Source organism: Amycolatopsis sp. CA-211722 (assembly GCF_056828465.1).
Window position 1 is genome coordinate 2,668,874 of record NZ_CP184752.1, and the last position, 13,613, is coordinate 2,682,486.

Annotated in this window: 12 protein-coding genes; 10 read left to right on the forward strand and 2 right to left on the reverse strand. The window is 70.7% G+C overall.

From position 1 onward, the window contains the following. The first annotated feature begins 90 nt into the window (after nucleotides 1-90). The gene (locus ACOCEP_RS13100) at nucleotides 91-1,758 is read left to right on the forward strand and encodes an ABC transporter ATP-binding protein (RefSeq protein ID WP_482337467.1); all 1,668 of its coding nucleotides are present in this window, start codon (nucleotides 91-93) and stop codon (nucleotides 1,756-1,758) included. Continuing rightward, complete coding sequence (locus ACOCEP_RS13105) at nucleotides 1,755-3,485, forward strand: ABC transporter ATP-binding protein (protein WP_482337468.1); 1,731 nt, start codon at nucleotides 1,755-1,757, stop codon at nucleotides 3,483-3,485. The genes ACOCEP_RS13100 and ACOCEP_RS13105 overlap by 4 nt, the downstream gene beginning before the upstream one ends. A gap of 49 nt (nucleotides 3,486-3,534) precedes the next feature. Here ACOCEP_RS13105 and ACOCEP_RS13110 read toward each other — a convergent pair whose 3' ends face one another. Next, on the reverse strand, nucleotides 3,535-3,957 hold the full coding sequence (locus ACOCEP_RS13110) for an acyl-CoA thioesterase (protein WP_482337469.1): 423 nt from the start codon (nucleotides 3,955-3,957) through the stop codon (nucleotides 3,535-3,537). Beyond that, nucleotides 3,951-5,183: a hydroxyacid-oxoacid transhydrogenase gene (locus ACOCEP_RS13115; protein ID WP_482337470.1), complete on the reverse strand. Its 1,233-nt coding sequence runs from the start codon at nucleotides 5,181-5,183 to the stop codon at nucleotides 3,951-3,953. Before ACOCEP_RS13115 ends, ACOCEP_RS13110 begins: the two co-directional genes overlap by 7 nt. Nucleotides 5,184-5,354: 171 nt before the next feature. Between ACOCEP_RS13115 and ACOCEP_RS13120 the strand changes: the two genes are divergently transcribed. The 8 genes from ACOCEP_RS13120 to ACOCEP_RS13155 all read left to right on the forward strand — a co-directional run bounded on the left by ACOCEP_RS13120 (nucleotide 5,355) and on the right by ACOCEP_RS13155 (nucleotide 13,587). Continuing rightward, on the forward strand, nucleotides 5,355-7,016 hold the full coding sequence (locus ACOCEP_RS13120; protein WP_482339706.1) for a thiamine pyrophosphate-dependent enzyme: 1,662 nt from the start codon (nucleotides 5,355-5,357) through the stop codon (nucleotides 7,014-7,016). A gap of 258 nt (nucleotides 7,017-7,274) precedes the next feature. Beyond that, nucleotides 7,275-7,445, forward strand: a complete 171-nt coding sequence (locus ACOCEP_RS13125; protein WP_192747631.1) for a hypothetical protein — start codon at nucleotides 7,275-7,277, stop codon at nucleotides 7,443-7,445. A gap of 248 nt (nucleotides 7,446-7,693) precedes the next feature. Continuing rightward, on the forward strand, nucleotides 7,694-7,897 hold the full coding sequence (locus ACOCEP_RS13130; RefSeq protein WP_005163378.1) for a cold-shock protein: 204 nt from the start codon (nucleotides 7,694-7,696) through the stop codon (nucleotides 7,895-7,897). Between the two features lie 192 nt (nucleotides 7,898-8,089). Then, nucleotides 8,090-8,800 (forward strand): hypothetical protein, encoded by a 711-nt coding sequence (locus tag ACOCEP_RS13135; protein WP_482337471.1) that lies wholly within the window; start codon nucleotides 8,090-8,092, stop codon nucleotides 8,798-8,800. Nucleotides 8,801-8,878: 78 nt separating this feature from the next. Then, nucleotides 8,879-9,751, forward strand: coding sequence for an ATP-NAD kinase (locus tag ACOCEP_RS13140; RefSeq protein ID WP_482337472.1), 873 nt, complete (start codon nucleotides 8,879-8,881; stop codon nucleotides 9,749-9,751). Between the two features lie 72 nt (nucleotides 9,752-9,823). Beyond that, nucleotides 9,824-11,083: a GAF domain-containing protein gene (locus tag ACOCEP_RS13145; protein ID WP_482337473.1), complete on the forward strand. Its 1,260-nt coding sequence runs from the start codon at nucleotides 9,824-9,826 to the stop codon at nucleotides 11,081-11,083. Nucleotides 11,084-11,227: 144 nt separating this feature from the next. Continuing rightward, the gene (locus tag ACOCEP_RS13150; RefSeq protein WP_482337474.1) at nucleotides 11,228-12,622 is read left to right on the forward strand and encodes a hypothetical protein; all 1,395 of its coding nucleotides are present in this window, start codon (nucleotides 11,228-11,230) and stop codon (nucleotides 12,620-12,622) included. Beyond that, nucleotides 12,622-13,587: a glutamate ABC transporter substrate-binding protein gene (locus ACOCEP_RS13155; protein WP_482337475.1), complete on the forward strand. Its 966-nt coding sequence runs from the start codon at nucleotides 12,622-12,624 to the stop codon at nucleotides 13,585-13,587. Before ACOCEP_RS13150 ends, ACOCEP_RS13155 begins: the two co-directional genes overlap by 1 nt. The last annotated feature ends 26 nt before the right edge of the window (nucleotides 13,588-13,613 follow it).

The window sequence follows — 13,613 nt, forward strand, 5'->3', positions numbered from 1 at the left end:
CGCGGGAGCGGCACAGGCCAAGTGCGCCGCTCCCGCGCCTTCATTTTGCCTTCCGGTTCATCTCGTTGGGATCACGGTGTGAGGAGTGGGATGGCGGGTTCCGCCGATCGGTTGCTGGTCACGGTGACCTGGCTCGATCGCCCCCGCCTGATCGCGCTGATCCTCAGCGCGCTCGCCGGGACGGCGGCGGGGCTGCTCCTGCCCGGCGCGCTCGCCGCCGCGGTCGACGCGGTCGTGGCCGGACGGCCCAGCCTGCCCGAGGTCACCTGGCTGATCGCCCTCGGTGTCACCGAAATCGCCGTCGGCCTGATCGGCGGCATCCTCACCGCGCGGATGACCGCGTCCGCCACCGCCTGGCTGCGCCGGAAACTCGCCGACCGCTACCTCGCGCTCGGCACCCGGTCGACCTTCGCCGACGGCGACGCGATCAGCAGGCTCACCGGCGACTGCACCGGCGCTGGACTGGTCGCCTCGGTCGTCGTCCAGCTCGGGTCGACCACCCTGATCTCCGGTGGGGCCGTCGTCCTGCTCGCGCTGATGGACTGGCGGCTCGCGCTCGTCTTCCTCGGCAGCATCCCGTTCGGCCTGATGCTCGCGCGCACCCATCTGAAGAACACCGCGGACGACGTCCTGACCTATCAGGAGGTGTCCGGCGAACTCGCGGCGAGGATGGTCGACGCCGTCGCCGGCCTCCGCACGATCGCGGCGTCGGGCACCGCCGATCGCGAAGCGGAGCGGGTGCTGCGGCCGCTGCCGAAACTGAGCCTCGCCGGCCGCGGGATGTGGCGGACGCAGGCCAGGATGGTGTGGCGCTCCGGGCTGCTGCTGCCCGCGGTCGAACTCGCGGTGCTCGCCGCCGCCGGGTTCGGCGTGCTGGACGGCAGGCTGACCGTCGGCCAGGTACTCGCGGCACTCGGTTACGTCGCGCTCGGCATGGGGCTGATCACCCAGATCCCTTTGCTCACCACACTTTCCCGCGCGCGGTCATGCGCGTGGCGGATCGGCGAGGTGCTGGACTCGCCGGTCCCCGAACCGGGTGACCTCGGCGTCGTCCCCGGCCGGGGCACGCTCGAACTGCGCGGGGTCACGATCGAAGGCGCGTTGGCCGACGTCGACCTGCTCGTGCCGGGCGGCCGGTTCACCGCGGTCGTCGGGCGATCCGGATCGGGGAAGTCCGCGCTGGTCAACGTCCTCGGCGGACTGCTGACCCCGGACGAAGGAACGGCGCTGCTCGACGGCCGTCCGCTGGAGCGGCTGCGGCCGAGCGAGCTCCGCGCGGTCGTCGGATTCGCCTTCGAACGGCCCGCGCTGCTCGGGGCGACCATCGGTGACGCCGTCGGCTACGGCTCGTGGGCAGGCGAGGCCGCCGTGCGGGCGGCCTGCCGGTCCGCCCAGGTCGACGACCTGATCGTCCGGCTGCCGGACGGCTACCGGACACCGCTCGCGGAGACACCGCTCTCCGGCGGCGAGGCACAGCGGATCGGGCTGGCCCGCGCGATCGCGCACGCGCCGCGAGTGCTGATCCTCGACGACGCCACCGCCAGCCTCGACACGGTCACCGAAGCCGCGGTCGAAGAGGCGATCGAACGCACGCTCCCCGGCCGGACCCGGGTGGTGGTGACGCATCGCGCGGCCACCGCGTCGCGGGCGGACACGGTGGTGTGGCTGGAAGACGGCCGCGTCCGCGCGGTCGGCGCGCACGACGAGCTGTGGCGGGATCCGGCGTACCAGGCCGTCTTCACCGAGGGCGTGCGATGAGCGTCTGGGGGCTGTACCGCTCGGCGCTGGCCGGGCAGTGGCGCGGCGGGCTGGTCCTGCTGGCCTGCTCCGTCCTGGAAAGCGCGCCCGCGTTCTTGTCCGGTCGCCTGGTCGAACTCGCGGTTGACGAGGGGTTTGCCGCGGATCGACCAGGCACCGGACTGCGTTGGCTCGCGGTCTTCGGGCTGGTCGCCGTGATCGGCGCGTTCGGTTCACGGCTGGTGTGGCATCAGCTCGGCAAGGTCGTCGAGCCGTTGCGCGACGCGTTGGTGACGGCCGTCGTCCGCGGGGTCCTGCACGATCCGGCGCCGCCGCGCAATCAACCGGACGCCAGCGGCGTCGCCCGCATCACCCAGCACGTCGAAGTCGTCCGCGACGCCACGGCCGGGCTGCTGGTGCAGGCGCGCGGGATGATCGTGACGACGGTGGCGGCGCTGGCCGGGCTGTTCACCGTCGCCGGTTCGCTCGCGTTGATCGTGGCGATCCCGGTCGTGGTCTCGGTACTCGTGTTCGGCTGCCTGCTCCCGTCGCTCGCTCGCCGTCAGCGCGCGCTGGCGCTGGCCGACGAGCGGACCGCCGAGGTCGCGGGCGCGTCGCTGTCGGGGATGCGCGATGTCGTCGCCTGCGGCGCGGAACCGCTGGCCGCGCTGGAGCTCTACGACGCCATCGACACGCAGGCCGCGGCGGCCGTGCGGGTGGCGCGGTCGGGGGCGGCCAGGACGGTGGTGATCGCGACCGGCGGGTTCGTGCCGCTGCTCCTGGCGCTGCTGGTCGCGCCGGGCATGGTCAGGGACGGAGTGCTCACCGCCGGCGCCGCGCTCGGCGCGCTCGTCTATCTCGCGACGACGATGCAGCCGGCGTTGCGCGGGCTGGCCGCGACCGCGAGCACCGTGGTGCTGCGGCTGATCGTCGCGCTGCGGCGGCTCGCGGAGACCGCCGAGGCCGAGCCCGAGCCCGACGGCGCGGCCGAACCCGACGGGACCGCGATCTACGTGCGCGACCTGACCTTCAGCTGGGGCGCGGCCGCGCAGCCGGTGGTGCGTGGGCTCGACCTGCACCTGCGGCCCGGCGAGCGGCTCGCGGTCGTGGGGCCGAGCGGTATCGGCAAGTCGACCTTGGCCGGGCTCCTGACCGGCATGCTCGAACCGCAGGCCGGTCGGGTGCTGCTCGGCGGAGTTCCGGTCCGGGAGGTCCCGGCTGCGCTGCGGCACCGGATGGTCGCGCTGATCCCGCAGGAGGCGTACGTCTTCGCGGGGTCGGTGCGGGACAACGTCGGCCTGTTCGCGCAGACCGCGATGGACCGCGAACTTCTGGCGGCGGTGGTGGCCGTCGGCGCGGAACCGCTGGTCACGCGGCTGGGCGGGCTCGACGGCGAGATCGGGCACGGCACGCTGTCCGCCGGTGAGGCGCAGCTGATCGCGCTCGCGCGCGTCTACGCGAGCGACGCGGGCGTCGTCATCCTCGACGAGGCGACGTCGCACCTCGACCCGCCCGCCGAAGCCCGCGCGGAACGGGCGTTCGCCGAGCGGGGCGGGGTGCTGGTGGTGATCGCGCACCGGCTGACGTCGGCGCTGCGCGCGGACCGGGTCCTGGTGATGGACGGCAAGGAGACCGCGCTGGGCACCCACCTCGAACTCATGGACCGGTCCGCGCGCTACGCGCAGCTCATGCACGCTTGGTCGCCGCGGTTACCCCAGCCCGGTCCGGCTCCGGTCCAGAGGGGCTGAAGGACGCTTTCCCCGCGTACGATGCGACGAAAGCGTCCTTCACCGCGTCTTACGCGGGGAAAGTCCCCTTCAGCTCATCGAGGGCCGCACGCAGGAGGCCCTCGACGGGAACCGGACGCCGAGACTTCCTGTCGACGAAGACGTGCACGAAGTGTCCCTCCGCGATGACGGTCTCCTTCGAGTACATCCCGACCTCGTAGCGCACGCTGGACCGGCCGAGATGGCCTACCCGCAGGCCGACCTCGAGCTCTCCCGGGAACGACACCGAAGCGTGGTACTTGCATTGCGATTCCACGCACAGCCCGATGACTTCGCCGGTCTCGATGTCGAGGCCGCCGCGTTCGATCAGCCACGTGTTGATCACGGTGTCCATCACCGAGTAGTGGACGACGTTGTTGACGTGCCCGTACACGTCGTTGTCCTTCCACCGCAACGGAACCGTCTGCCAATGCGGATACTCGGCGTTCACCACAGCGTCACCGACTCCCGCAGAATGAGCGCCAGATCCGCTTCGGACGCCTCTCGCGGCGCCGTCGCCAGCAGCCGTTGTTGTTTCACCGTGCCGGAAACCAGAGAGTCCACATCGGACTCGGTGTACCCGACGGCGCCGATCCCGTTGGGGATCCCGATCTCCCGCATGATCTGCCCGAGTACCGCGGGCAGGTGGTCCCGCAGATCACCCGGCCATTCGTAGTCCGGCGCGAGCAGCCTCGCCACCCGGATGTGCCGGTCCGGCGCGGCGTCGAAGGTGAACCGGAACGCCGCCGGCGCCGTCAGCGAGACGGCCATCCCGTGCGGCACCATCGCTTCGTCGCCCGGATACCCGGAGGGATGGAATTCCCGCACCTGCCCGGCGATCGGATACGCGTTGGCGTGCGGGATGTGCACCCCGGCGTTGCCGAACCCGAGCCCGGCGAACGTCGCCGCGAGCGCCATCGCCTCGCGCGCCTTCATGTCGGAGCCGTCGCGCACGGCCGCGGGCAGCGCCCACGACAGCAGCCGCAGGGACTGCTCGGCGAACATGTCGGCCAGCGGATTCGAGCCACAGTAAGGAACGCGGTCTTCCGGCCGCTTCCGGTCGAACTCGGTGTACGGCTTGGCCGTGTAGCTCTCCGCGGCGTGGCAAAGGATGTCCATCCCGCTCGCGGCGGTGACCTCCGGCGGCTGCGAGACCGTCAGCCTCGGGTCGACCACCGCGAGACTCGGCCGCATCCGGAGATGGCTGATGCCGCTCTTCACCCGCAGTGACAACACGTCCAGCACGCAGACCGTGGTGCTCTCCGACCCCGTCCCGGTCGTGGTCGGCACCGCGACCAGCGGTTTCAGCGGCGCGCTCGGGGCGCGGCCGCCGCCGACCGGCGCGTTGACGTAGTCCATCAGGTCGCCGTCGTTGCTGGTCAACAGGTTCACCGCCTTGGCGGTGTCGATGGCCGACCCGCCACCGACGGCGACGAAGGCGTCCCACTCGCCCTGCCCGCGGGCGAAGTCGACGGCCTTCCGCATGCTGACGTCGGTCGGCTCCACGTGCACGCCGTCGAAGACGACGGCTTCGATGCCATAGGTCGCGATACCTTCGGCGATCCGTTGTGGCCAGCCCGTCGCGGCGACACCCGCGTCGGTCAGGACGAGCACCCGGCGTGCGCCGTACTGGGTGAGGTCGTAGCCGATCTCGTCGCTCGACCCGGTGCCGTATTTCAAGGCCGGCGCCCCGTAAGTGAAAACAGTTTCACGTCCGGCGGTGGCTGAGGTCACGTTTTCGTGCTCCCTTGCTCGAACACGTTCCGAATATCGGACATTCCGCCGCTCCGGGGTTGCCGGAATCGGAAGATCGCTTGACGGCACCGATCACCGCCCGCCTAAGCTCTTCTCATTAGATACCAACCGGGAGCGTCCGTCGCCCAGACGGCCGTGCGGATCCTGACCGAGGCGCAGATCCACCGCGTGTACGCGGTGGTGGGTGAGTCCTTCCTGGATCTGCTCGACGCGCTGCAACGCGAGCGCTCGATCACCTTCGTCTCGGCGAGGCACGACTCCGGCGCGGCCTTCATGGCCGAGGCCGAAGGCAAGCTGACCGAGCACCCCGCCGTGCTGCTGGCGGGCCGCGGCCCGAGCGCGGCGAACCTGGCGATCGGTGTCTCCACGGCGTACCAGGACGAGAGCCCGATGGTCGTCCTCCTGGAGAACCCGCCGCAGGACCCGGGGGCCACGAGCGAGCTGCCCACCGCCGACCTGACCGCGATGTTCGAGCCGATCTCCAAGTGGACCGGCCGCGCGGAATCGCCCGACGAGGTCCCCGGCCTGCTGGTCGAGGCGCTGACCCGCTGCCGCGAAGGGCGGCCGGGCCCTGCTGTCGTCGCCGTCCCCGCCGACTTCTGGGGTGTCCCGTTCGATTCGGCGAAACCGGTCGCCTCCGTGCGGCCGCCCGCCACCGGCGCGCTCGGCCGGACCGCCGAGGCGGTCGCGCAACTGGTCGACGAGGCCCGCTATCCGGTGGTGATCGTCGGCGGCCGGGCCCGTGCGGCGCGAGACGAGCTGATCGCCGTCGCCGACGAGCTCGCGTTGCCGGTGTACAACGCGTTCCGCCGTCAGGACGCCTTCCCCGAGAACCACGCGCGCTACGCCGGCCATCTCGGCATCGGTATCCCAGCTCGGCAGCTCGACGCGCTGGAGCGCGCGGACCTCGTGCTCGCGCTGGGCACACAGCTCGACGAGGTCACCACCCAGTCCTTCCGCTACCCGACGCCGTCGCAGACGCTGGTGCTGGTCGGCACCGGGATCGAGCCCGCCCGCCGCGGTGGCCTGACCTTCCGGGTCGACTCCGAGGTCGAGCCCTTCCTGCGTGAGCTGCGCAATGTGGCCTCGCCCCGGCAGCGGCGCGCGTCGGCCGCGAACGCCGCCGTGCACACCTTCATGACGCCGCCCGACACCAGCGGCGCCACCCGCGTCCATCCCGCCGACGTCATCCGGGCGGTGCGCAAACTCGCGCCCGAGGACGCGATCGTGACCAGCGACGCGGGCAACTTCGCCCAGTTCATGCATCGCTACTGGTGCTTCACCGCGCCGCGCAGCCAGCTCGGGCCGAGCAACGCGGCCATGGGCTACGCGGTCCCGGCGGCGGTCGCGGCGAAACTCGCCGAACCACGCCGCACGGTGATCGCGATGGCGGGCGACGGCGGCGCGCTCATGACCGGACAGGAGATCGAGACCGCCGTCCGCTACCGCGTTCCGGTGACCGTCCTGGTGTTCCAGAACGGAGTGCACGGCCCGCTCGCCGTGCACCAGGCGCGCAAGCACGGACGGCTTTCGGGCGTCACCGTCCCCATCACAGACTTCGCTTCGTGGGCACGCGGGCTCGGCGCCGCCGGGTACACCGTGGACGATCGGGAAGAGCTGGAGCCGATCATCGCGAGCGCGCTGGTGCGGCAACGGCCGTGCGTGATCGACATCAGGACGGATCCGGACGTGGTGACCCCGGACATCCGGCTGACGAGCCTGCTGGGCGCCGCGAGGCCGCAGCAAGGAGGCCAGTAGAGGCCGCCGCGCCGACCACCGGGCGGTACTTTTTTCTCAGGGGATACACAGAAACCCTTGTGGGGCCGCCTTCACCTGCTCCAAAGGGTGGGAAACCGGTGACGACTCGGCCGACTTTCGGTCGCGGAGACCGGATTTTGTCGGTCGGCCGTGGCACAATCGCCGCAACACCGAGGGGTCCGATATGGACCGGAGCGAGCACCGGTGAAGTTGTTGGCACGCAGTACTTAGAGCATTGTGTTGACACTGGGAGAAAACATGGCTGACGAAACGAAGCCACAGGACAAGTCCGTTTCCGGCGTGGTGCCGGTGCTGTTCAGCGCGGACGCCGAGACCCACGACATCGCCGTCGTGGCCACGAACCGGGAGGCGTTGCGCCGTTCGCCGTTCGGCACCGAGGTACCCCTGCGCGCCGCCAGCGGCGAATAGCCCGGCCGCCGGAGGCCCTGCCGGGAGAGGTACAGTGCGGCTGCGCACACCAGGGTGAAGACGCTTGTCGGCCTGCGTGAGGTGTGCTTTACTGATTCAGGTCTCGTTTTTTGTGTTCGTGTTGGTTCACGCTCGCAGAACTCAGCGGGCGTAGTGTCTCCTCGTGTTTCCGGGGAAGCAAACCGTCTGGTCATGACCCGGGCTGCCGACGTGGCTTCCTGTTTGTTTGTGTTGCATATGGAGATTTTATGACTCAGGGCACTGTGAAGTGGTTCAACTCCGAGAAGGGGTTCGGCTTCATCACTCCCGACAACGGCGGCGGCGACGTCTTCGTGCACTACAGCGAGATCAAGGGCAACGGCTTCCGTACCCTCGAGGAGAACGCCCGCGTGGAGTTCGAGATCGGGCAGGGCGCGAAGGGTCCGCAGGCCACCTCGGTCACCGTGATCTGATCCAAGCTTTCCAAGCAGGGCCGTCATCCCCTAGGGGAGGCGGCCCTGCTGCTTTTCCCGGGTCCGGCCGCACCCCGTGCCGTCCATCCAGGCCCCGGCTCATCCCGCCGACTTCGTGCCTGACGAAAGTCAAGGTCTCCTCCTGACCTTCGCTCGCTGCCTCAGGCCGTCCTCATCGGCGACGCTTCCACCATGAACGGCAAAACCGGCCGCTGGATCGGCGGCGTGGCACTGATTCTCGCACCGCTCGTGTGGTTCGTGGGTTTGTCGCTGCGACATCTGGTACTCGCGGACTTCACGCCGGAGCAGGTCGCGTGGTTCGACCAGTACCCGTTCGCCGCGCCCGGCCAGCTGGCCGCGTACGCCGCGGACCCCGGCTTCGTGACGGCCGCGTACTCGGTCTTCCTGCTGGGCGCGGTTCTCCTGCTGGCGGCTTTCCTGATGCTGGCGAAGATCGTCGCGGAGAAGGCGCCCGCACTGGCCGTCTGGGGATTCGTGCTGCTCGCGTTCGGCTTGTTCGCGCGGCTCTACTCCGCCGGTGTCGAGCTGACGGCCTTCGAACTCGTCGACACACTCGGCCTGGACCAGGCGACGAAGCTGGTGATGGACGACTACGTCGACCTGTCCTACGGGCTGTGGCGCATCCCGGTCACCGCGTCGGTCGGCCAATACGCCGGGGGACTGCTGCTGGCCATCGGCGCCTTCCGGGCCGGGACCTTCGGCACCGGGAGGGCGTTGCTGTTCCTCTGGCCCTGCACCATCTGGATGGGGGTGCTCAAGGAAAGCGAGCTCCTCAGCGTCCTCACCGCCGTGGCCCTCTGCCTGGTGCTCGTCCCGCTCGGCGTGCGTGTCCTGGCGGGCAAGCGGACCGCGGACCGGAAGCCTCGTCCCCTTTCCTGGTGATGCAACCTCGTGCAACTCTTTCTTTCGCGGCCCGGACGTCGTTTCCTTGTAGGGACTTGGCGCGGCAGCGGAGGACATGTGGGCGAAGCGGTTGCGGGGATCGTGGCGAACCCCGCTTCGGAGCGTGACATCCAGAGCCTGCGTTCGGCACTGAGGGTGGCCGGCGCCGGCCGCGTGATGGTGTGGACCGACGCGGGGAAGATCATCGGCACCGTCCGCCGGATGGTGGACGCGGGCGCCAGCGTGATCATCTGCCTCGGCAACGGGACGATGATGCGGGCGGCCGCGGCGGCCTGCGGCGACGTGCCGCTGCTGATGCTGCCCGCCGGAGGCGCCGACGAGTCCGCCGTCGCCGGGCTCGCCGCCGGGCTGGTGGCCACCCATCAGGTGGACACGGACCTGGTCACGAACCGCGCGACCGTGCTCGAGGTCGTCACGAAGGCCCGCCGCGAGATCGCGCTGACCGACGTCAGCGTGTGCTCGGAGAGCCGATGGGATCCCGCGTCGCTGACCGAGCTGTACTGCACGTTCGCCGTCCCGGACGGGGTCGGGCTGTCGAGTATCCCCGGGCGGCTGTGCCCGAGCCCGAAGTCCACTGTGGACGGTGTGGCCGTCTCGCTGGGGCCGGTCGACGAGACGCCGTACGTCGTCCAGGCGCCGATCGCGCCCGGCGAGGTCCGGGCGGTGGGTGTTCGGGGCTGGAGCGTGCTGCACGCCGGGGTTCGGGTCGACCTCGCCGCGGCCGGCGGCTCCATCGCGCTCGACGGCCAGCCGCATTTCGTGCTGAAGCCGGGAGAGAGCGCTTTCGTGGAGCTGAAGCCCGACGGCCCGTGGTGCGTCGACGTCCGCGCCGTGATGGCCGAGGCCACCCGGACCGGTCTGTTGCTGGGCCGGAAGCCGGCGGAGGTCCTTCCCCGGCCCCGCCTCGCGGACGCGCCCTTCCCCGGGTAGGCCGCGCCCAGGTCACAGAGACCTTCCGCTCCCCGGGACGTCCGGGCACACTGGCCTGAACAGACCAAAGGAGTGGGCCAGGTGCAGCTCGAGGCGGCGCTGCCGGTCGGTGCGGACCCGCGGCGGCACGCGCGTGCCCTCGCCGAGGTGCGTGAGGCGGCGCTGGCCGGGACCACCCTTCCGAGTGCTCCGCGCGCGGTCATCGGCGCGTCCTGGCAGCGGATGCGGCGTCTCGGCCTGGACCCGGATCGCGGCTCGCCGTCGTCCGCGCTCACCCCGGACCAGCTGGAAGCCCGCCGCCGCGAGAGCGGACTCGCGGCCGTCCTCCCCGTTCTGCGCGGTGGCCTGATCAGCCTCGCCGAGCAGGCCGCGCACATCATGGCCGTCGTCGACGCCGACGGCCGTGTCCTCTGGCGCGACGGCAGCACCGCGGTCCGCCGCCGCGCCGACGGGCTCGGCTTCGTCGAAGGCGTCGACTGGCACGAGCACGCCGCGGGCACCAACGCCATCGGGACGGCACTGGTCGCCAGGCATCCGGTCCAGGTCTACTCGGCCGAGCACTACGTCAGCAACCAGCACGACTGGACCTGCGCCGCGGCGCCGTTGCACGACCCGAGGGACGGCAGGCTGCTCGGCGTCGTCGACCTCTCCGGACCGGCCTCCACCGTGCACCCGACGACCCTCGCCCTCGTCGACACGGTCGCGAAGCTCGCCGAAGCGCACCTGCGGACCACCCATCTCTCGGATCTCGAACGGTTGCGAGGTCTGGCCACACCGCTGCTCGCCAAGGTCAAGGGCCGGGCGGTGATCGCCGACCCGCACGGCTGGATCGCGGCCTCCGCCGGTCTCGTCCCGGTCGGCCGGATCGCGCTGCCGAACGCCGCCGCTCCCGGCCGCGCCTGGCTGCCGACCTACGGCGAATGCCTGCTGGAGCCGCTGCCCGGCGGCTGGCTCGTCCGGTTCACCGAGGGGGAGGACGCGCCGCCGACGCGGGTCGTGCTCGATCTGCGGTCTCCGCGGGAAAGCATGCTGCGCGTCTCGGGCGCGGCGGGAACCTGGTCGCATCGGCTGAGCCCTCGGCACGCGGAGATGCTGTACGTCCTCGCGCGGCATCGCGAGGGCAGGTCGGCGTCGGAACTGTCGCGCGATCTCTTCGGCGACTCCGGCCGCACCGTCACCGTCCGCGCGGAGATGTCCAGGATGAGGCGGCATTTCGGCGGGTTCCTGCTGGCCAGGCCGTACCGGTTCGGCGACGACGTCGAGGTCGTGGTCGAACGGCCGTCCGACGGCGAGGTGCTCCCGCATTCGGTCGCCCCCGCCGTCCGCGCCTGAGTGCGCGATCGTGCGGTACGCCTGAAAAAGGGGCCTTTCCGCCGGCCGGGAGATCACGTGCCGATGACACACACCGGTGTCACTGGCTGCGCTGATCCCGACTCGGATACCTTTTGCGGGTAGAGCCAATGGGGAGGATCGGCGATGACGAGCACAGTGACCCGGCCGGGGCCACCAGGGAGCCCCGAGCCGCCCCCCGCGCCAGGAGGTCGCGGAGGGATCGCCGGGCTGCTCGAACTGCCGGGCAACGGTATCCGAGCGATCGTCCGGTCCGCGGCGACCACGCCGGGCAGGCTGTCGGTGATCGCGATCGGGCTCGTCCTGCTGTCGCTGGTCGCGGGCCTGTTCGGCACGCTGGCCGCGCAGGACAAGAAGGACACGATCAACGGCCTGATCGACCACCGCGAACCGCTCGCCGCCGCCGCGCAACAGGTCTACCGCGCGCTTTCGGACGCCGACGCGACGGCGGCCAGTTCGTTCCTGTCCATCGGCACCGAGCCGCTCGCCATGCGCCAGCGGTACGAACGCGACATCGCGGAGGCCGGGGCCGCGCTGGCGAAGGCGGCATCGGACTCCTCCGGAGTCGGTAAGGCGGCCGAGCAGATCAACATCCTCGGCCGCGAGATCCCCGTCTACACAGGACTGATCGAGACCGCGCGCACCTACAACCGGCAGGGTTTCCCCGTCGGTGCCTCGTATCTGCGTGAGGCGTCGGAGCTGATGCGGTCGAAAATCCTTCCGGCCGCACAGGAGCTCTACCGCACCGACACCGACCGGCTCGCCGCCGAACAGGACGACGCGACCGGATTCCCTTGGCTGGCAACGGCTTTGCTGCTCGCCCTGCTCGCCGCGCTGATCGTCACGCAGGTGCATCTGACCCGGAGGACCAACCGGCTGCTGAACGTCGGGCTGGTCGTCGCGACCGTGTCGGTGGTGGTGGCCCTGCTGTGGGGCGCGGTCGCGCTGATCGTACAGAGCTCCCTCGTCGGCAGCGGCGAGGACGACGGCTCGCACCAGGTGGACGTCCTCGTCCGCGCCCGGATCGCGGCGCTGCAGGCCAGGGCCAACGAAACCCTGACCCTCGTCGCCCGAGGCGACGGCGCGGCGTACGAAAAGGACTTCACCGCTCTCGCCGGGCAGCTCGGCGGGACGGACGGCCAAGGCGGCCTGCTGGGTGAGGCCCGTGGTCTCGCCGCGGGCGGCGCGGCCGCGGACAAGGTGGACGCGGCCATCCAGGCGGCGTCGGCCTGGTTCAAGGCACACGGTCAGGTGCGGCGGCAGGACGACGACGGCTCCTACCAGGACGCCGTCGACACCGCCATCCGTGACGACAAGAAGGAAGGCGCCGCCGTGGCGTTCCAGCGGCTCGACGAGAACCTGGTCGCCGCGATCAACGTGGGACGACAGGAATTCCTCGACGACACCCGCGGCGCCGACCGCGCGCTGACCTTGCTCGCGCCGGGAATCGCGGTACTGGCGCTGATCGCGGCGGCGGGGGCCGCGTTGGGAATCCGTGAACGGCTGAGGGAGTACCGGTGATGCGGAACGGTCTGCGAACGGCCGTGCTCGGCGCGGTCCTGGTGCTGGCGACGGCTTGTGGCAGCGCGGGGGCGCCGGTCGACCCGGCTCCCGTCGGCGAGGTCGCGCCGCCGCTGCCCGCGAACGTCGGCGGCGCCGACAACGCCGGCGGTGGCGGAACGACCGACACGAGCTGCAACCCGCTGGCCAGCCTGCGGCCGACCAGCGGCACGTCGATCACCAGCGGCTCGACGATGGCGAAGATCAAGGAGAAGGGCAAACTCGTCGCGGGCGTCGACCAGACGACGTTCCTGTTCGGTTTCCGGAATCCGACCTCGGGGCAGCTCGAAGGCTTCGACATCGACATGGTCAACGAGATCGCGAAGGCGATCTTCGGCAGCGCGGAAGGGCGCGTCCAGTTCCGCGCGATCCCGTCGAAGCTGCGGGAAGAAGTGCTCGAGAAGAAGCAGGTCGACATCGTGGTGCGGACCTACAGCATCACCTGCAGCCGGCTGAAGAAGGTCAACTTCTCGACCGCGTATTACCAGGCGGGGCAACGGATCCTGGTCGAATCCGGCTCGAAGGTCGCGAACCTGTCGGACCTCGGCGGGCGGCGGGTGTGCGCGACCAAGACGTCGACCTCGCTGACGAAGATCGCGGCGGATCCGTCGAAACCCGTGCCGGTCTCGGTGGACAACTGGTCGGACTGCCTGGTGATGCTGCAGCAGAAGCAGGTCGAGGCCGTGTCGACGGACGACGTCATCCTCGCCGGGATGCTCGCGCAGGACCCGACGCTGAAGATCGTGGGGAGCCGGTTCACCGAGGAGAACTACGGCATCGGTGTCCCGAAGGAGAACGAGGACATGGTGCGCTTCGTGAACGCCGTGCTGGAGAACGTGCGCGGCGGCGCGTGGCAGACCAGCTACGCGAAATGGATCGGGAACAAACTCGAGGGCGGAACGCCGCCTCCGGCCCAGTACAAGTGAGAACGGGCCGTCCGGGATTCGCTCCC